Raw genomic sequence first — 18,338 nt, 5'->3', positions numbered from 1 at the left:
TTATTGAAATGTGCCGCAAGTGATGCTAGTAAAAGAATAAGCGCTACATAAATGATTTTGTGTCTAATGTTGATAGACCAAATAATCCTTCCACCTTCCGTTCATACGGCTCCAATTCTTCATGTGTTGCGCCATGCTCACGAAGTTTTGACAACAAATCAACATAAAGCGTTATTTTCTCATCACTTAAAAAGTCGATTTTTCGTTCATCGAATGGGACATGTACGACATTTACACCTGCTTGCTCTAAAAGTTCCAATGCATAAGGATTATTTTTATAGTCCTCTGCATAATATAAATCTTGAATACCTGCTTGAATAATTGATTTTGTACAAGGCAAGCAGGGGAAATGTGTGACATACAAGTCTGCGCCATTCGTAGGGGTACCATACTTTGCACACTGTAACAATGCATTGATTTCGGCATGAACTGTTCGAACACAGTGATTATCTACTACATAACAACCTTTATCGATACAGTGGTCATCACCTGAAATAGAACCATTGTATCCGCCTGCAATGATGCGTTTATCCCGAACGATCGTTGCGCCGACCGACAATCTCGTACAAGTACTTCTTAATGCTAGTAAATGGCTTTGTGCCATGAAAAATTGGTTCCATGTAATACGCTCCATATAAATGCCTCCTGAATAATTCCTCTATCCATAGTTTAGTGATAGAAACTGGCTTTTTCAACAGTCATTATTTTACTTTAATTCACTGTGAGGGAATCTTTCAGAGCTTCAAATGTTTTTTCGCCGATTCCTGTGACATTTTTTAAGTCTTCCACTGTTTTAAAAGGTCCATTTTCTGTTCGATAAGTAATGATGGCCTGAGCTTTGGCAGGTCCAACTCCATTTAATGTCGTTAGCACAGCTTCATCGGCCGTATTTATATTGACCAAATCTGATTTTGCTTCCGGTGTCGTTCCTTGCGTAGAGGATACGGATGTCGTTTTTTCAACTGAGGCAATCGCATTTGTTTCTTCGATCGCTTCCCCTTTTTTAGGAACATAAATAACCATTTCATCTTGTAGTTTTTGGGCATGATTGATCTGACGAGACTGAGCATTCTTGGCATACCCACCTGCAAGTGTGATGGCATCGATCACACGACTATCTGCATCTAATTGATAGACACCGGGATTTTTGACCGCGCCTTTAATGTCTACCATGATAGATGTCGTAGCGACAACACTTTTTTTCTGAGTATCTTGTTGAGTGTCTTCTACTTCTGACTCTGTTTTTTCTAAATTCGGTTGTTCTTCATTTTGAATAGTTGAGAATAACTCGTCCTGTGGGGGTGCGGACGATTGCTTGGAGATATAAAATATAATGATGCACAGTAGCAGTGCAGCAATGGGGATGCCATACTTTTTACCGTTTTTCTTTAAAAAAGAAGGAATTAGCTCGCACATCCTTTCTGATCAGAAGACAAATCATATGGAGCTAATTCCAATATAAATGATTTTACAATATTTGAAAAGACTATTTTACTGCACGGAAAAAAATTCTTTCGGATTCTTCTGTCGGTGCTGTCTCCGTAAAATCAGCGGTAATGGTTATATTGTTAAAACCTGATTGCTGTAACATATCGATATATGTTTCGATAGGAAAAGTTCGTTGATAATGATATTCTTCAAAACGCTCATAGAAAAGATTAGGCTGTTGCACATAAAAAACGATATCATGATGCACAGAATGGAGTTCTTCTCCAGGCTCTGTTACCCATAAATAGGTGATCTCACCATCATCATAAGTAAAGGGAGAATCCATGAAAATTTCGTCCATCTTAAATAATGAGTGTACATCAAAAAATAATTGACCACCCATTTTTAAAGATTGATAGATACGGCTGAAAGTTTCCTGTACAGCCTCCCGTTCACATAAATAATTGAGCGAATCAATCGGTATTGTAATCACATCTAGATTTTCAAAACCTTCAAGTTGATCCATCGACATACAATATAAAGGTACATTCAAACCTTGTCCTAGTAAGCGTTCTGACGCCATCATTAGCATCTCTTCAGATAAATCAAGTCCACTTACTTCATATCCTAATGATGCGAATTTTGCAGCTAGCGTACCTGTACCACAGCCAATGTCCAAAAGTTTTTTGTACTGTGTGGATGGAGCATATTTTGCAATCCAACGACTATAATCGTCATAGGGTATGTCTGTCATCAATGCGTCATATACTTCTGCAAATCGACCGTAGCTGCTCATTTTGGATCCACTGCTATGAATTTCTCTGGTGCATCTCCCCATAGACGTTCTAGATTATAGTACTGACGTTCATCCTTATGGAAAACATGGCACACTACATCCCCTAAGTCTACAAGAATCCAACGAGCTGCATCAAAGCCTTCCATACGTTTTACCGGAAAGCCTGCTTTATGAGCTGCATCTGCAATTTCACGTGCAATGGCTTGTGTTTGGCGATCAGAATTACCATGGCAAATTAAAAAATAATCTGCTAGTAATGAGATCCCTTGCATATTCAATACAACAATGTCTTCTGCACGTTTGTCATCTGCAGCTTTAAAAGCAATATCTAGTAATGTACTATTTGTCATTCTTTCACTTGTCCTTTCTTTTGCAACAATAAGTCATTATAGCATTCAAATGAATCTGGAAATATAGGTTGATATTTATTGATCAAAAATGAAATGGAATGTGTGATACATTTAATCATTAAATCATGTAACGTTAATTCTTCAGATGCCTTCCGTAAATCGTCTACTCCTGGAAATTTACGATTAGGCTCAATCATATCTGCAATATATACAATTTTTTCTAAATTACTTTGGCCTATCCGACCCGTTGTGTGGAAACGAATGGCATTTAGTACATCTTCATCTGTCACCTTAAATTCTGTTTTAGCAATATACGCACCTACAGGGCCATGCCACAATTCATGATGATATTGAAGTAATGTGGGATCCATTTGTTGCTCAATAATGATTTGTTTCATCCAATCGCGATCAGCATATTTGCATGAATCATGTAAAATTGCTGCTACCTCTGCCTTTTTGGGATCCTCTCCAAATTGCTTTGCGAGTTTTATGGCTGTATCCGTCACGCCTATTGTATGGATATAACGTTTTTCCGGCATACGGTCTTTTATCGTTGCTAATAATTCATCGCGTTCCATATAAACCTTCCTCTCGTATATACTGTTCAACGGCTGCTGGTACTAGAAATGTTACAGTGCGACCTTCACGTAATCGATCGCGAATCATCGTTGAAGACAAATCTATTAGTGGTGCTTCTATAAGCTGGATGGGCAATTTTGTAGCACCTGCAGTACCCGGTCGAAGAACACCAACAAAATGAACTAACTTTGTCAGCTCTTTAATATGGTACCATTCATCTAACGTATCAATCATATCGCCACCAATAATAAAATAAAATTCTGTATCTGGCTCACGTTCTGTTAAACCCTTTAAAGTATCATATGAATAAGATACTCCTCCACGTTCAATTTCATACAATTCTATTTTAAAGTAGGGGATCGATTGAATAGCAAGTTCGGTCATATGTAGTCGCTCTTCTGCAGTAGCATCTTCGGGATCCGCTTTATGTGGTGGAATCGCATTAGGCATAAAACGTACCTCATCCAATCCAAGGACATCATAAGCCTCGTTCGCCATTAATAGATGCGCCATATGAGGTGGATTAAATGTACCGCCAAGAAGACCTACTTTTTTCATATCATCAAATCCTTACTTTACTTTTGGTAACTCGATTTTACGATGCTCACGTTTGGACGCTTGTTTATATAAAACGACTGTTAGACCAATTAATTGTACAAGCTCGGAATTTGTCCCTTCAGCTAATTGTTCCGCCACTTCACGTTTATCGACTTCACAGTTGTCTAAAATGCGCACTTTCAATAATTCGCGTACTTCTAATGCTTGTTTAATTTGAACAAGCATCGCTTCGTTTACGCCACCTTTCCCTACTTGGAAAATGGGTTCTAAATGATGTGCTTCTGCACGTAAAAAACGTTTTTGTTTGCCTGTTAACATGTAATTATTTTCCTCCTAAATGCTCAAGCAAAAGATGACGGACAACTTTTGCTTTTGGGTACGTATCTGTCCAATAACTATAAGCAAGTGCACCTTGATGGATAAACATGCCAAGTCCTGTTATGACAGTCGCTCCCTTTTTCTTTGCCTCTATTAAAAACGGTGTCATTAAAGGATTATACACAATATCCGCAACAATTGCAGTGCTTGATAATCGATCCATTGCAATCGGCAATGCAAACGCACTGTGATTTAACCCTGCTGAAGTAGTTTGTACGAGAATTTCAAAACCGCTAAGTTGTTCAGCTGCTTCAGTCAACGAAATTGCTTTTGCCGTAATATCTAATTCGTCGCAAATCGCTTGCGCTTTGGAAACAGTGCGGTTAGCAATCGTAATATGTCTGTAACCTGTTGCAACAAGAGCAAAAGCAATACCCCGTGCTGCTCCTCCAGCTCCAATTATTAAGACCTGTTCATCACGATGACTGTCGCCTATTTCATCTTCTAGTGAACGGACAAAGCCTAAACCGTCTGTATTATATCCCTTATACGTCCCATTTGGTTGCCTTACGACAGTATTAACTGCCCCCATTTTACGAGCAGATTCATCCAGTTCATCTAAATATGGGATGATCTTTTCTTTATGTGGAATCGTAATATTCCAGCCACTACAACCTAATAGTTTTAATGATGCAACCGCTTGTTCTAGATTTTCTGGTTGTACATGAATCGGAATATAACTAGCATCTCTGCTTTCTTCTGCCATCCAGGCATTATGCATAAGTGGTGACATCGAATGCTCGATCGGATCTCCAATCACTGCGTACCATTTTCTCAAAACCTATCCCTCCTAAATTAGTGAAGGGCGAATTTGAATTTCTACGCCTTCTGGGGCATATGCTGCAACTACTACGTTTGGATTTTGAATGGTTATCCATCCAAGACCCGAGAAAACAATGTCTGTCTTTGCCTCTTTTATCGAAAATTCATGGCGGACTAATTTCGGTAGTTGATCAATATATTTTTCAGATGGTGGAGTCAGTAATTCGCCTTTATGATTTCTGTATAATTCATCTGCATTTTCTAACTTTGTACGGTGAATATTCAAATCATTTGCAATATACACTGTAAAAGCTGATCTTTTTCCTTGTATAAAATCAAAACGTGCTAAAGCACCGATGAATAATGTTTGTTCAGGGTTCAGTTGAAATACTTTCGGTTTGATCTCTTTTTTAGGCATAATATATTTCAATTCAGACGAATCTAAATAATGCGCCATTTGATGATGATTGATAATTCCAGGGGTATCATAAATAGCATGACCATCATCAAGAGGAATTTCAATCATATCAAGCGTTGTCCCTGGAAAATAGGAGGTTGTTATAATATCCCCAGCACCTGTCGCTTGTTTGATAATACGATTAATAAACGTAGATTTTCCTACATTTGTACACCCAACAACATAGACATCACGCCCTCTACGATATTCATCAATAGCTTCCATAGCTTGTTGCATACCAATTCCTTTATGGGCACTAACAAGTAGTACGTCGATTGGCTTAAACCCTAAAGCCTTTGCTTCTCGTTTCAGCCAATGAATGACTTTTTGCTTTTTCACAGATTTAGGAAGCAAATCTGCCTTGTTTGCAATCAACAATACTTGATTATTGCCTACAAAACGATGTAGACCAGGCAACCAGCTGCCATTAAAGTCAAAAATATCTACAATTTTCACGATCAGGCCTTCATGCTTGCCCAAGCCATTTAAAATACGTAAAAAATCATCATCCGTTAAAGACACAGGTTGAAGTTCATTGTAGTTTTTCAGACGAAAGCAACGTTGGCAAATGATATCTTCTTTTTCTAAAGTTGAGACAGGAGCGTATCCTGGTGCATTTTTGTCCTCTGTCTGGATTTGTGTACCACAGCCGATACAATGTGGCATTTCGTTCATCGTTTTTCCTCCCAAATATGAATACCTTTTTTGTCTAAATATTTATAAACACGCCTTTCGATAAAACGATTAAAACGCGTTGCAAAGCCGTCAGATTGGGCTACAGGCTTCACTAAAATGGTGTGTAATCTACTAAGATTCGCTCCCATCATATCTGTGAACATCTGGTCACCCACCATCATGACTTCTTCTGGTTTCAACTTCAACAATGCAAGCGCTCGTTTAAATCCACTCATTAGCGGTTTACGTGCTCTGAATATATAAGGAATTCCCAATGGATCTGCAAATTTTTTGACACGAGATTCTTTGTTGTTTGATAATACGACGATTTGAATGTCAGCATCATGCATTATTTTAAACCACTCAATGAGTTCATCTGTTGCATCTGCTCGATTCCATTCGATTAATGTATTATCAAGGTCTGTAATAATCCCTCTAATACCCATTTGCTTTAGCTTTTTAGGTGTTATGTCAAATATTGAAAGAGCAAATTCCTTTGGCATAATCAATTTATACAAATTTCTTTCTCCTATTCTAATTAGTACTTCTTTTTTTCGCGCTACAACTAACTTTTAAAATTATAACATATGTGCGAACGCTTGACCCACCTTGATGTGCATACCTTGTATGACATTTCCCGAAAACTGGATACTGTTTTCATTAAATAACATAACGACCGTTGAACCAAATCCAAAAAAGCCGACTTCTTCCCCTTTATTCCACTTTTCTGAAGTATTTGTAATATGAATCGAATTGACAAACATCGCCCCCACTTTAATAAAGGCACAGCGCGATCCATTTTTAGTGATCAATTCTGTTATTTGCCGGTAATTTTTTGAAATCGGCTGATTACCATAAGTTAAGCCTAAACGATTGACTGGATAAGATTTTCTTCCCAATGTAAATTGTCTAATGACTTTAGCGTCGATCGGGCTATGAAATCGATGATAATCAGCAGGACTGAGATAAAACACGATATATTTTCCATTTATATAATGATTGACAATTTCATCTTTGCCAAGTAAATCTTTTAAATCATAGGTTTTCCCTTTCACATAAAATGTTGTGTTTTTTTCGATATCACCAAATGATTCAATTTTTGCATCAACAGGACTGGTGTACACACATGCCCCTTCCTCAATAAGGCGTACATTTTCTCGTAAACGTCGGATAAAAAAATCATGGAGATTTCGAAAATCTTCCTTTTTTTCTGAAACTTCGTCAAGTTTAATATCGTATATATGAATGTATGAAGAAATCAATCTTTTACTAATTCGGGAAGTTGTAAAATGCTTTAGCAAAAAAGATGTCCATCTTCCGTTTGTCAATTCTACTATGGAGCGATACAGTTTTTCTCTTAACAATTTAATACCTCATTCTTAAATAGTTTTACAGTAGCAACAAAATAGCAGTATAATATCTAAATACTGAATATAAAGGAGTGCTGTCCATTGTTCCTTATTCATAAAGTGGATACCACAATTAAAAAAATGAAAGCTCATATTGCAAATTTGATTACAATTGGAAATATCTCATTTGGTGGAGCCTCCATAATGGCCACTATCAATGAATCATATAACTTCGCCGTCTTATTTATATTTATCGCAGCTTTTTTAGATCGCTATGATGGGAAAGTAGCCCGGAAATTTAATCAGGAATCTGAACTAGGAAAACAATTGGATTCCATGAGTGATATTATATCATTTGGCGTAGCTCCTGCGATATTAATGTATGAAATGACCATCATCAATTATGGTACGCTCGGTATGAGTCTAGCTGTATTATACATCGCTTGTGGGGCATTCCGACTTGCTCGTTTTAACATTACTGAATCGAATGGATACTTTTGTGGTTTACCCATTACTGCAGCAGGCGCAATCTTAACGGTATCATTTTTCTTCATACCTATACTTTCAACGGCTTTTTATCTATTTTTGTTCCCGCTATTATCTTATCTTATGGTTAGCACATTTTCACTGAAGAAAGTATAAAGTGAACCTTCACACATTGGAGATTTTACTGCCTGTTAATAATGGATCAGTCGTTTCAGAATGTCAAAAAAGTATCGAAAGGATTTCTCCTCTCGGTACTTTTGTTATTTTTCAATAAAAGAATCAATTTCGAAGATAATACCACGACTTTCAAAGATTCGTCATCTGGAACGAAAATCATCCATAATGATTCAATCTCATTGTTCTTAAAATCAAATTTCCACTTTATTTGTTTGTCATAAGCCTTTTTAACTTTCCTTCAAACTTACACCCCATAAGCCACTCACCTCTTGCAAAAGTCATTCTATTCTTTTTACAATCATTTTTTTGTTGTAAAAAGACATTTCATGTCATATGGTGTACTATTAACAATTACGAAAGGATGACGACCATTAGCACCCTTTTAACAGCCATCCTACAGTTTTGGGTTGAACTCCCCATCTTACTTGGCTATTTAAAAGGGCAATCATTTCCTCAGCCCTTTACAAAGGAAGAAGAAGCAGAGTGTCTCGAACGCTTTTTGAATGGTGACGAATCAGCCAAACTGGAGTTGATTGAAAGAAATATGCGGCTCGTAGCACATGTCGTAAAAAAATTCCATCCAAAACATGAACAATTAGATGATTATATTTCAATCGGAACAATCGGTTTGATGAAGGCCGTCGCAAGTTTTACGCCACAAAGAAAAACAAGATTGGCCACTTATGCAGCTCGTTGTATTGAAAATGAAATTTTAATGCATCTGAGAAGTCAAAAAAAGGTACAAAAAGATGTTTCACTTTATGAAACAATTGGTTCTGACAAAGATGGAAACCCTCTTGAAATTGCAGATTTTCTTCAAAGTGATGATCCCACAACTGAACAACAAATTGAACGTCGAGAAGAAGAACAAAAGTTATATGAACACTTAGATTTATTGGATGAAAGAGAGTTATCTATTATCCAGCAGCGGTATGGTCTTGGACAGCAAGATGCCAAAACACAAAAGGAAATTGCTCAGGAGATGAATATTTCGAGAAGTTATGTAAGCCGCATTGAAAAAAGAGCTTTAATCAAGCTATATCAACACTTTAAACGAAAAAACCTTTAAAAAAAAGGAGGTTCGCAAAAAAATAATCAAAAAAGGAGTTCCCCATGCGGTCTTGGGGCAACTCCTTCTTAATTTTACATTCAATTGGGGGTATTTTGCTTGTTTTGAATCTTGCCAACATCAGCCTGTAGTAGATTAAGATTACATGCATCAATTCGATGAGCATTGTGAAAAAAGATTGTAGAATTAAATAATCTTTTATTAATCATCCAAACTTGGAAAAGCGCTTTCAATTTGAGCTAAAAAAATCGTTAGCTCTATCCTATTTATGTCTTTTTAGTTCAAATTAATAATATGTTCCATGCACATACTTCTATGGATAAAAACTTTCCATGAGTAGTCGCAAAGTCAATATAAATCTGCTGGATCTTAGCTTAAAACTGTATTCAAAACCCCTGAAAACAATATAGAATCATTGTTCAATCAAGCAGATACTTCTGATACCATAATAAGACTTAGAATTGCAGTAATAGCCACAGCTCCTACCATAATGAATGTCATATTAGACCCTCCCAACATCCCTAGATTGTAGTAACTTATTACCTATATCTTAACACTTGAAAGGAGGGTTTATACGAATACTTTTTGAACATCCCCTGTCAAAAGGTTGACGAAATTGTGACAGCTTATAATTTAGAGATAACTTTTAATACGATTTGAGTTGAATGTTTTGCAGCAACTGGTAAAAACTCATCAAAACTGATATTGGATTCTTTTCCGGCAATATCTGATAATGCACGAATAACTACAAATGGAGTGCCAAATTGATAACAAACTTGTGCGATTGCCGCTGCTTCCATTTCAGCTGCTTTCATAGTGGGGAAATAACTCCGCACTTTTTCGACGCGAACTGGATCGTTCATAAATGAATCGCCTGTTGTGATTAATCCAACAGCAAATTGATGTTCCCCAATTTCTGTTACTGCTTCTTCAGCAAGTTTCATCAATTTCTCATCAGATTTGAATGATGCTGGCATTTGCGGTACTTGTCCCATTTCATATCCAAAGATCGTAGCATCCACATCATGATGACGAACTTCATCAGAAATAACAATTGCACCTATTTCTAATTTTTCATCAAAGCCGCCTGCAGAACCCGTGTTGATCACAACATCTGGTTGATATTCATCTAATAAAATAGTTGTGGACATAGCTGCATTTACTTTACCTATTCCACTTTTTAATACAATAACATCATGACTAGCATATGTACCTTTTGTATATTCACTATTGGCAATTATTTTTGTTGAAGTACTTTGAAGTGTATTTCTTAATAATTCCACTTCTTCTTCCATTGCTCCAATGACAGCAATTTTCATGTCATCAATCTTCCCTTCTATATGATCATACAACCATCATTTTTTAATCTAAAGCAAAAGACGGCTATCCGTCAAGATTAGGACAACCGTCTTAACATACTAATATGCACCTTTATACGTTTTTAGTACTTCCAACTTTGTTGGTTTCCAACCCTCATTCGTAATCCATTTCATCGAAACACGATAACTTTTCTTTTTATCTTTTGATGAAACAATTCCAACTGAGGTATCAGGGCTACCACCGTTTTTGACATACCAAATAATCATATCTTTTTTATCTAATCCTGTAGTATTCGCAATCGTCGTAATTTTTTCATTCCAATCAGCGGATCCTTCAGAATAACTTGAAACATGAGTGCTACCACTATTTTTTTGAGAAGTTTTAGTAGGCTGCCAACTAGAATCTGTGATTACTTTTGCTACATTTGGATCACTAGATGCTTCGGTAGAAGCTGTTTGACTATCTTCATAATTATAATCATCGTTTGTTGTAGTATCATTCGATGAAGTATCTGTTTCTGTAGTTGTATCATCCATATTTTCTTCTGTTGTATTGATCGAATTTTCATTAGTATCCGTTTGAGTTTGATCCTGTTCCTCAGCCTCTTGAGCATCTTCTGCTTGCTGAGCTTTCTCTTTTTCTATTTCTTTAGGATCTTTCTCCACTATATTTTCATCTTTTTCTTCTGGATCTTGTTGAGTTGTTTTTGCCACTTTTTTATTATTGGTATCTGGATCATCTGAACCTCCAATAACGATAAAAGCAGCAACGATCAGTATTAATACAACCACAACTCCTATTAACAGGTTTAATATTTTATCCATCTTTTTCTTCCCTGTATTTTTGGTGTTTTTTGTCTTTTTTTCTTTTGGGTTATATCGACGTCCAAGTTCAGCCATATGTATTCCCCCTATTTATCTCTTTATTAACGGCAGTAAACTCCCACTATAGACCTCAGTTAGCAAGAAGGCTAGTCGGGAGAATCACTTGCCTGTAAATACCCGCTTGTTTCAACTAATACCCAAGAGTATGAAGGAAACCCACTGTGTGAAGTTTCACTTATGGTGACGGGTTCAAGTTCTTAAAGGTTGCTTCAACAACTATGTATCAATTATGCCCAGCGTATTGCTTCCTGGACCTTTGTCTTGATTCAAGAGCATTTCCACATGGAAAAATAAAATCGTATTCATCTTGCCACCTATCAATGGGTCTGCTTTTGTTGGATGAAGATAAATATATCATAGCATAAAATAGAGAACATCTTCTAGCGGTTATCAAAAACGCAACTAATGACATCTATATGAGCCATAGTAAGGAAATATACTAAGCTCTCTAACTTCTGATGACAGAGCAATTCTAGTTACTTTATTGAGTCTCTTCTATAGTTGCTACCGCTTCATTTTCACATATAAAGTGAAGCTTCCATCAGTGGAAGGTTTTCTTCATCCAATACTGAAATAGAGGAATGAAAGTGAAAAGCACCACATCCTATGGCAACACCTGAGGGACCAACATCCTGCCTGAACCAATCAGACGCATGCGAAAGTTGATCCCCCATTTATCTTCCTCATTTCTCTCTACATCTTAAGATGGTGAACTTACTGCCCGTTAAAGCGAAAGAAAGAAAAAACCCACCTTTATATAAGTGGGTCACTGAAAAAGTCAATGCATCTTCAAAAAAATGATAAAAATAATCTTTTTTAGTTCATAAAATTAAAGAAAAGATGGATTTTTATCAATGAAAATAGAGATTCTATAGTTTTTCAGTGGTCTCTTATATAAGTGGTGAGCTTTTTGAAAGAGTAACCGATTATTTGATTGCCACAATTTCAACATCCATATCTCCACCAGGAGTTGTGATTTTTACTTTATCGCCAACTTTATTGCCTATTAAACCTCTTGCAATTGGTGAATCGTTTGAAATACGTCCTTCAAATGGATCTGCTTCTGCAGAACCTACAATCGTATAAGTTTCTGGATCTTCATCAGGAAGTTCTTTGAATGTTACTGTACGACCGATTGTAACAATGTCTGAGGCACTTGTACCTTCTTCAATAATCACCGCATTACGGATCATTGTTTGAAGAAGTGAAATACGTCCTTCGACAAAACCTTGTTCGTCTTTTGCTGCATCATACTCAGAGTTTTCAGATAGGTCACCAAAACCACGTGCTATTTTAATACGTTCTACTACTTCTTTACGTTTTGTTGAGATTAAGTATTCTAATTCTTCCTCCAATTTTTGCTTTCCAGCAGCAGTCATTGGATATTGTTTTTCAGTTGACAATATAATTCACTCCTTAAATTACATCTTAGCATGGCTCTGTTCATCAATGTAGTTGCTTATATGAAAAATCGATAACGGATCTGCCAAATGGCTCACTATATTTGTATCTCGCATTAACGTACAGCACTCTTCAAGATTTAAATGAATTTTCCCACGAGTGATTGCGCCCAACCATCCTGAAATAACTCTTTACATCGAAAAAGAAGAGGCTAAGCTGGAAATCAACTGCCTGTAAAGCACAGTTGGTTCAACTTGTGGGGATAAAGAAAACCTCCACTGTGAAAAGTTTATTTGATCGTATAGGAATCATTCGTATCTTGTTTTATCCAATTATGGTCGAGTCTCATGACTTTTTACAACAATGAACTGAACATCGCCGAACTTAATAAAAATACTATGTCGCAACTTCATAAAGAATGCGACATAGCTTCTAAAAAAATATTTGCTTATCAATACCATGATATTACACAATACTATCAGTTTCAAGGATTGTTTTAATTTTTGTTACCATTAAATCAATTGCAACCTCATTTTGTCCGCCTTCAGGAATAATAATATCTGCATAGCGTTTGGTCGGTTCGATAAATTGGTTATGCATAGGACGAACAACTGAAAGATATTGTTCAATAACAGAATCCATTGAGCGTCCTCGTTCATTAATATCCCTTAAAATACGTCGAATAATACGCAAATCTGCATCTGTATCCACAAATAATTTAATATCCATTAAATCCCGCAGTTGTGGATCACCTAATACAAGGATACCTTCCAAAATAATGACATCCTGCGGCTCAATATGAAGCGTTTCTTTTGAACGAGTATGGAGTGCATAGTCATATATAGGCTTTTCAATCGCTTGACGATTTAGCAATCGCTTTATATCCTCAATCAATAAATCTGTATCAAAGGCATCTGGATGATCGTAATTCGTTCCTAGTCGTTGTTCAAACTCTAAATGACTTTGATCTTTATAATAATAATCTTGTTCGATGACAACTACGGAATGCTCTTTAAAAACATCATGAATAGCATGAGTAACACTTGTTTTTCCCGAACCTGAACCTCCAGCAATGCCAATCAAAACTGGACGTTTATGCCCCATTATCGCATCTCCTTGCGCATCATATTATGTGGATATAATTTATGTTCGCATTTGAAGCGAACTATTTGCAAGGGATGTCGTGCGGCATCAAGTGATTCTCCATCCTCATCCCAGACTTCATCGATGACTACTGTGAAGTTTTCGATTTCAGGACCAAAAAATTCTACTTCATCACCTGGTTTAAAATAATTACGTTGCTGTAATGTTACCATCTTTGTTTCTTCGTCATATTCTAATACCATACCTACAAAGTCGTATTTTGTTTGCTTCCCATGCTCGCCAAACATCTGTTGTTCATAGCCTGGCGCGCCTTCAAAGTAGGCAGATGCAGTTTCACGATTCGCGCATTTATCTAATTCCTCTAACCATTCCTGTTTAATCTTAAAATGCTCGGGATCTGCGCAATAAGCATCGATCACTTTACGATATACACTAACAACTGTTGCAATATAATGAATCGATTTCATACGTCCTTCGACTTTTAATGAATCAATGCCCAATTCAATAATTTTAGGAATCGATTCGATTAATTTTAAATCTTTAGGACTCATGGCAAAAGCCTCGTCGCCTTCTTCAAATAATGGCTTTGATTCACCATCTTCTACAGCATATAAATCATAGTCCCATCGGCAAGATTGGCAGCAACCTCCACGGTTTGAATCACGTGCTGTCATATGGTTAGACAATACACAACGGCCTGAATAAGCGATACATAGTGCCCCATGGATAAAAGATTCAATCTCAATATCGACATTTTCCTTCATTCGTTTGATTTCCTCTGCACTTGTTTCTCTTGCCAGAACTACTCGATGCAAGCCTTCTTCTTTCCAATACTGCACAGCTTTCCAGTTCGTTAGTGATTGTTGTGTACTTAAATGGATTTCAAGTTTTGGTGCGACTTGTTTACATGCTTCAATGATTAAGGGATCAGCTACAATAATTCCTGCTGCACCAGCATTTTCAAGCGCACGTAAATACGCTTCAAGTCCAGTCATATTTTCATTGTGGGCAAAAATATTAGTTGTTACATAAATTCTCGCCCCGTATTTTCGAGCAAATTCTACGCCTTCATGAATTTCTTCAATAGAGAAATTGCCCGCATTAGAACGTAACCCAAATTCTTGTCCACCAATAAAAACAGCATCTGCCCCATAGTGAACAGCAATTTTTAATTTTTCTAAGTTACCAGCTGGAGCTAATAGCTCTGGTTTCTTGACAATAATTCTTTTACCATCATGAATTTCACTAATATGGTCATTTTGTAATAATGTCACGATATCTCCTCCCTCCTAATAAACAGTCTCTTTAAAGAAGAAACCAGTATCAAGCGGGCGTAATTCGGGTTGAATTTCTTCGATTTTCGCTAATAATTCTTCTTTAATATCAAAATAAGCATCTGGGGACTCAGCGTAAGCATCAATCGCTTGACGATAACATTTCGTCACTGCTATCACATAATCTTCTGATTGCAAGACACCCTCAATTTTGAAAGCATCTATTTCTGCTTCCAATAATTCTTCTAATTCATCAATCATACATACATCATTTGGGCTGAAAATATGTGTGCCATTCAAATCTTCATAGATGGGGTATTTACTATTACGTTCCTTATCATGCAGATACATATTACGTGCGTATTTGCGATTCTCCACTTCCATCGCTTTTCCTTCATACATAAAATAATGGCCTAGAAGTGGTCGCTTGGACTGGAACATACAGGTCATACCATGTACTTGTACTTGAATCTCAACTTCAGCATTTTCCTTAATCTCTATAATCTCATCCATGCTTAGTTCACGTGCCAATACAGCGCGCGTTGCCCCACGCTTTCCCCAATAATTAGCTTGAAACCAGTTTGTCGCAATTGTTTCTGGATTCCAATGTAACGGAATAGGAATACCTGTTTCACGTTTTGTCATCACAACAGCGGGATCACCAAAGACAATTGCATCCACACCGATTTCTGATAGTTTTTGCATATATGAAGCTAAACGATCCACACGATCATTGTGATAAATGGCATTCATAGCTACATAAACTTTTTTGCCAGAATGATGGATGAATTTTGTTGCTTCTGCTATCTGTTCAATGTTAAACTCCCCTGCTAAACGCAAACCAAATTGCTGTTCACCTATTAAAAAAGCATCTGCCCCTGCCTGGATAAGTGCTCTAATATGTTCGACAGATTTTGGTGTCACGAGTAATTCAGGCTTTTTCATAAGTGGTCACCTCTTTACACAAATCAATAAACCATCACCAACAGGAAAGAATGTAGAGTAATATGCAGGATTTGCAATGATCCACTCTGCAAATTGGTGTAGTTTTTTAATCATTGTTCTTTTTCGCTTTGGTACATCTTTTATATCTAAATCTGAAAGACCGTGCATGTACATATTATCGATATATAATATACCGTCTTTTTTCACAAGCGGGCTATATTTTTCAAAAAACTTTTTGTATTGTCCTTTTGCGGCATCAATAAAAACCGCATCAAAAGATGGATAAGTGCTTTCGACATCCATTTCTAACGCGTCTCCTTCAAGTAACGTAATACGATCTTTCACATTGGACTTTGATAGGAAATGCTTGGCTTGTTCAATCCGTTTTTCATCACGTTCGATGGTGACGATTTTCACGTCCGGTAGCGTTTTGGCCATTCGAATGGCCGAATAACCAATAGCACTGCCAATTTCCAAAATGGTTGTAGGATTTTGTATACGGAGCATTTGAAGTAAGATTTCAATCGCCGGTAATTGCATGATGGGAACATAATTTTCCTCAGCAAATCGTTCCATTTCCATTAATAATGCATCTCGTGGTTGAATGAAGGATTTTGTATATGCATCCGAAATAGCCATTCAACACTCACTCCTTCATTTCATATCCAGCACTTGTGATCAACCGAATTCAAGTGCTTTTCTATCAAGATAAAAATACACTTTATCTTATCACGAAAATAGAAGAAAAGCGAGAATGCCTTTCTTCCATCTTAGGTTATTTAACATGCTGTTCAACTTTATCTAAATGTTCGTTATACGTTTTAGAGAAATGATTATTTCCTTTTTCATCAGCCACAAAGTATAAATAATCTGTTTCAGCTGGATTTATCGTTGCTTCTAGAGATTCTTTACCTGCATTTGAAATCGGACCAGGTGGTAATCCTGTATTTTCGTAGGTGTTGTACGGATTATCGACCTTTAAATCTTTGTATAATACACGAGATTTATGTTTTCCTAACGCATATAGAACGGTTGGGTCTGTTTGTAGCGGCATTTTCTTATCAAGACGATTATAAAATACACTCGCAATTGTTTCACGATCCGCCTTTGCTGTCGCTTCCCGCTCTAGTAGAGACGCAAAAGTTAAAAATTTATGCACTGACATATGCTTTTCTTTTAACTGTGCAGAGTAAGTTCCTACCACCTCGTCGGTCATAGCAACCATTTGTTCAGCTATCTCTTCCAGTTTTGGTTTTTCTTCAAAAAATGGATAAGTTGAAGGATACAGATATCCTTCGAGCGCATAACGGATATTCTTATTATCTACTGCTTTAGTCACTGTCATTGGATATTTTTTCTTCATATCATTGATAAACTTTTTACTTGTTACTAAATTCATAAATTCTTTTTCCGAATAGCTTGTATTTTTGGCTACACGCTCAGCTATTTGATCGAGAGTGAATCCTTCAGGTATGGTAATTGTAAATTCAGGTTGACGATATACTTTCCCTGTCTTCAAGCTTTTGATAATCTCATCAATTGTCATTGCTTGGGTTAACTTATATGTACCTGCTTGAAAGGCTGATTCGTTTTTAAATTTAGCATAGTATTTAAATACCTTTGCGTTTTTGATAATTCCCTTATCTTCTAAAGTTTGTGAAATCGAGTCAAGTGATGAACCAATCGGGAATTCCACTTTTATCGATTTTTTTGCATTTTCATTTACAGGCTTTAATGCGCCAGAAATATAAAAGTACATACTTATTCCAACAATAAGTACGAGCGCAGCTATGATCGCTGATATGATTAAAACGATTTTTCGAACAAGCCGTTTCTCTGCTTGTCGTTCCTTTAATAGATTGATCTGATCTTGTTTTGACGAGTTCGTACCCACTTGCTTGTCCTCCTTTGAGAAGAGTATGCCTCGCTTATTTTTATCTAGCTTTAGCTCTAAAAAGCTACTGCTATCAAATAAAAAAGCGGAATGCTAAGTTACTCATCCCGCTTGAACGATTGCTACTCGTTACTCTTCGCCGAATTCAGCATCGAGAGTGTTTAATACTTCTTCCACCATATCCCATTCTTCATCGGTTTCAATAGGGACAAGTTCTCCACCTTCGCCATCTTCAGCTGGCACAACCGCTGATGCGAAAATTTCTACCTCTTCGCCTTCTTTTGCGCCTTCTTTGTAATATAATACATAAGATTTTCCAAAGTCTTCCGAATCAAATGTATAAAGGACAGCGTAAACTTGCTCGTTACCATTTTCATCTACAGCAATAATGTGTTCGTGATTATGTTCATGTTCGTGATCATGTGCCATCATTAGTCACCTCTTCAAATTAT

The 18,338-nt window shown here is 36.7% G+C and carries 23 protein-coding genes; 2 read left to right on the top strand and 21 right to left on the bottom strand.

Features of this window, described 5'->3' with window-relative positions:
* Positions 1-43 precede the first annotated feature (43 nt).
* The 11 genes from FEZ13_RS02000 to FEZ13_RS01950 all read right to left on the bottom strand — a co-directional run bounded on the left by FEZ13_RS02000 (position 44) and on the right by FEZ13_RS01950 (position 7,347).
* A complete protein-coding gene (locus FEZ13_RS02000; protein WP_146548232.1) occupies positions 44-634 on the bottom strand; it encodes a ComE operon protein 2 in 591 nt (196 codons plus the stop codon).
* A 77-nt stretch (positions 635-711) separates the two neighbouring features.
* Positions 712-1,416 carry a helix-hairpin-helix domain-containing protein gene (locus FEZ13_RS01995; RefSeq protein ID WP_146551261.1) on the bottom strand — a complete coding sequence of 235 codons (705 nt, stop codon included), beginning with the start codon at positions 1,414-1,416 and terminating at the stop codon, positions 712-714.
* Positions 1,417-1,486: 70 nt separating this feature from the next.
* On the bottom strand, positions 1,487-2,224 hold the full coding sequence (locus tag FEZ13_RS01990; protein ID WP_146551260.1) for a class I SAM-dependent DNA methyltransferase: 738 nt from the start codon (positions 2,222-2,224) through the stop codon (positions 1,487-1,489).
* Positions 2,221-2,574 carry a ribosome silencing factor gene (rsfS, locus tag FEZ13_RS01985; RefSeq protein WP_146548229.1) on the bottom strand — a complete coding sequence of 118 codons (354 nt, stop codon included), beginning with the start codon at positions 2,572-2,574 and terminating at the stop codon, positions 2,221-2,223. Before rsfS ends, FEZ13_RS01990 begins: the two co-directional genes overlap by 4 nt.
* Positions 2,571-3,152: a bis(5'-nucleosyl)-tetraphosphatase (symmetrical) YqeK gene (gene yqeK, locus FEZ13_RS01980; protein WP_146551259.1), complete on the bottom strand. Its 582-nt coding sequence runs from the start codon at positions 3,150-3,152 to the stop codon at positions 2,571-2,573. Before yqeK ends, rsfS begins: the two co-directional genes overlap by 4 nt.
* The gene (locus tag FEZ13_RS01975; RefSeq protein WP_146548227.1) at positions 3,139-3,711 is read right to left on the bottom strand and encodes a nicotinate-nucleotide adenylyltransferase; all 573 of its coding nucleotides are present in this window, start codon (positions 3,709-3,711) and stop codon (positions 3,139-3,141) included. Before FEZ13_RS01975 ends, yqeK begins: the two co-directional genes overlap by 14 nt.
* A gap of 12 nt (positions 3,712-3,723) precedes the next feature.
* Positions 3,724-4,029: a ribosome assembly RNA-binding protein YhbY gene (gene yhbY, locus FEZ13_RS01970; RefSeq protein ID WP_146548226.1), complete on the bottom strand. Its 306-nt coding sequence runs from the start codon at positions 4,027-4,029 to the stop codon at positions 3,724-3,726.
* 4 nt (positions 4,030-4,033) lie between these two features.
* On the bottom strand, positions 4,034-4,867 hold the full coding sequence (gene aroE / locus FEZ13_RS01965) for a shikimate dehydrogenase (protein WP_146548225.1): 834 nt from the start codon (positions 4,865-4,867) through the stop codon (positions 4,034-4,036).
* A 12-nt stretch (positions 4,868-4,879) separates the two neighbouring features.
* A complete protein-coding gene (yqeH, locus tag FEZ13_RS01960) occupies positions 4,880-5,983 on the bottom strand; it encodes a ribosome biogenesis GTPase YqeH (protein ID WP_146551258.1) in 1,104 nt (367 codons plus the stop codon).
* Complete coding sequence (locus FEZ13_RS01955) at positions 5,980-6,501, bottom strand: YqeG family HAD IIIA-type phosphatase (protein ID WP_146548223.1); 522 nt, start codon at positions 6,499-6,501, stop codon at positions 5,980-5,982. Before FEZ13_RS01955 ends, yqeH begins: the two co-directional genes overlap by 4 nt.
* A 60-nt stretch (positions 6,502-6,561) precedes the next feature.
* Positions 6,562-7,347: a phosphatidylserine decarboxylase gene (locus FEZ13_RS01950; protein WP_146551257.1), complete on the bottom strand. Its 786-nt coding sequence runs from the start codon at positions 7,345-7,347 to the stop codon at positions 6,562-6,564.
* A gap of 87 nt (positions 7,348-7,434) precedes the next feature.
* Between FEZ13_RS01950 and pssA the strand changes: the two genes are divergently transcribed.
* Together pssA and sigK are read left to right on the top strand one after the other, a co-directional pair.
* The gene (gene pssA / locus FEZ13_RS01945) at positions 7,435-7,974 is read left to right on the top strand and encodes a CDP-diacylglycerol--serine O-phosphatidyltransferase (protein ID WP_146548221.1); all 540 of its coding nucleotides are present in this window, start codon (positions 7,435-7,437) and stop codon (positions 7,972-7,974) included.
* A 391-nt stretch (positions 7,975-8,365) separates the two neighbouring features.
* Positions 8,366-9,064, top strand: a complete 699-nt coding sequence (gene sigK, locus FEZ13_RS01940; protein ID WP_146549897.1) for an RNA polymerase sporulation sigma factor SigK — start codon at positions 8,366-8,368, stop codon at positions 9,062-9,064.
* A gap of 626 nt (positions 9,065-9,690) precedes the next feature.
* Here sigK and mtnN read toward each other — a convergent pair.
* The 10 genes from mtnN to FEZ13_RS01895 all read right to left on the bottom strand — a co-directional run bounded on the left by mtnN (position 9,691) and on the right by FEZ13_RS01895 (position 18,315).
* A complete protein-coding gene (gene mtnN, locus FEZ13_RS01935) occupies positions 9,691-10,383 on the bottom strand; it encodes a 5'-methylthioadenosine/S-adenosylhomocysteine nucleosidase (protein ID WP_146551256.1) in 693 nt (230 codons plus the stop codon).
* A 99-nt stretch (positions 10,384-10,482) separates the two neighbouring features.
* Positions 10,483-11,283, bottom strand: coding sequence for a YrrS family protein (locus FEZ13_RS01930; protein WP_146551255.1), 801 nt, complete (start codon positions 11,281-11,283; stop codon positions 10,483-10,485).
* A 503-nt stretch (positions 11,284-11,786) separates the two neighbouring features.
* A complete protein-coding gene (locus FEZ13_RS19265; protein WP_186725727.1) occupies positions 11,787-11,942 on the bottom strand; it encodes a hypothetical protein in 156 nt (51 codons plus the stop codon).
* Between the two features lie 252 nt (positions 11,943-12,194).
* A complete protein-coding gene (greA, locus tag FEZ13_RS01925; RefSeq protein ID WP_146548218.1) occupies positions 12,195-12,671 on the bottom strand; it encodes a transcription elongation factor GreA in 477 nt (158 codons plus the stop codon).
* 463 nt (positions 12,672-13,134) lie between these two features.
* Positions 13,135-13,773: a uridine kinase gene (gene udk / locus FEZ13_RS01920; RefSeq protein WP_146551254.1), complete on the bottom strand. Its 639-nt coding sequence runs from the start codon at positions 13,771-13,773 to the stop codon at positions 13,135-13,137.
* On the bottom strand, positions 13,773-15,047 hold the full coding sequence (locus FEZ13_RS01915) for a peptidase U32 family protein (RefSeq protein WP_146551253.1): 1,275 nt from the start codon (positions 15,045-15,047) through the stop codon (positions 13,773-13,775). Before FEZ13_RS01915 ends, udk begins: the two co-directional genes overlap by 1 nt.
* Before the next feature lie 15 nt (positions 15,048-15,062).
* On the bottom strand, positions 15,063-15,992 hold the full coding sequence (locus FEZ13_RS01910; RefSeq protein WP_146551252.1) for a peptidase U32 family protein: 930 nt from the start codon (positions 15,990-15,992) through the stop codon (positions 15,063-15,065).
* Between the two features lie 6 nt (positions 15,993-15,998).
* Positions 15,999-16,631: an O-methyltransferase gene (locus FEZ13_RS01905; protein ID WP_146551251.1), complete on the bottom strand. Its 633-nt coding sequence runs from the start codon at positions 16,629-16,631 to the stop codon at positions 15,999-16,001.
* Between the two features lie 136 nt (positions 16,632-16,767).
* Entirely contained in the window at positions 16,768-17,886 is a 1,119-nt protein-coding gene (gene mltG / locus FEZ13_RS01900; RefSeq protein ID WP_146548213.1) for an endolytic transglycosylase MltG, read from the bottom strand.
* A 129-nt stretch (positions 17,887-18,015) separates the two neighbouring features.
* Positions 18,016-18,315, bottom strand: a complete 300-nt coding sequence (locus FEZ13_RS01895) for a DUF1292 domain-containing protein (protein WP_146551250.1) — start codon at positions 18,313-18,315, stop codon at positions 18,016-18,018.
* Between the last annotated feature and the right edge of the window lie 23 nt (positions 18,316-18,338).

Origin of the sequence: Rummeliibacillus sp. SL167 (assembly GCF_007896505.1) — a bacterium.
Lineage (GTDB): Bacteria > Bacillota > Bacilli > Bacillales_A > Planococcaceae > Rummeliibacillus > Rummeliibacillus suwonensis.
The sequence above is the reverse complement of the archived record's forward strand: the minus strand, read 5'-3'. Positions and strand labels throughout refer to the sequence as shown.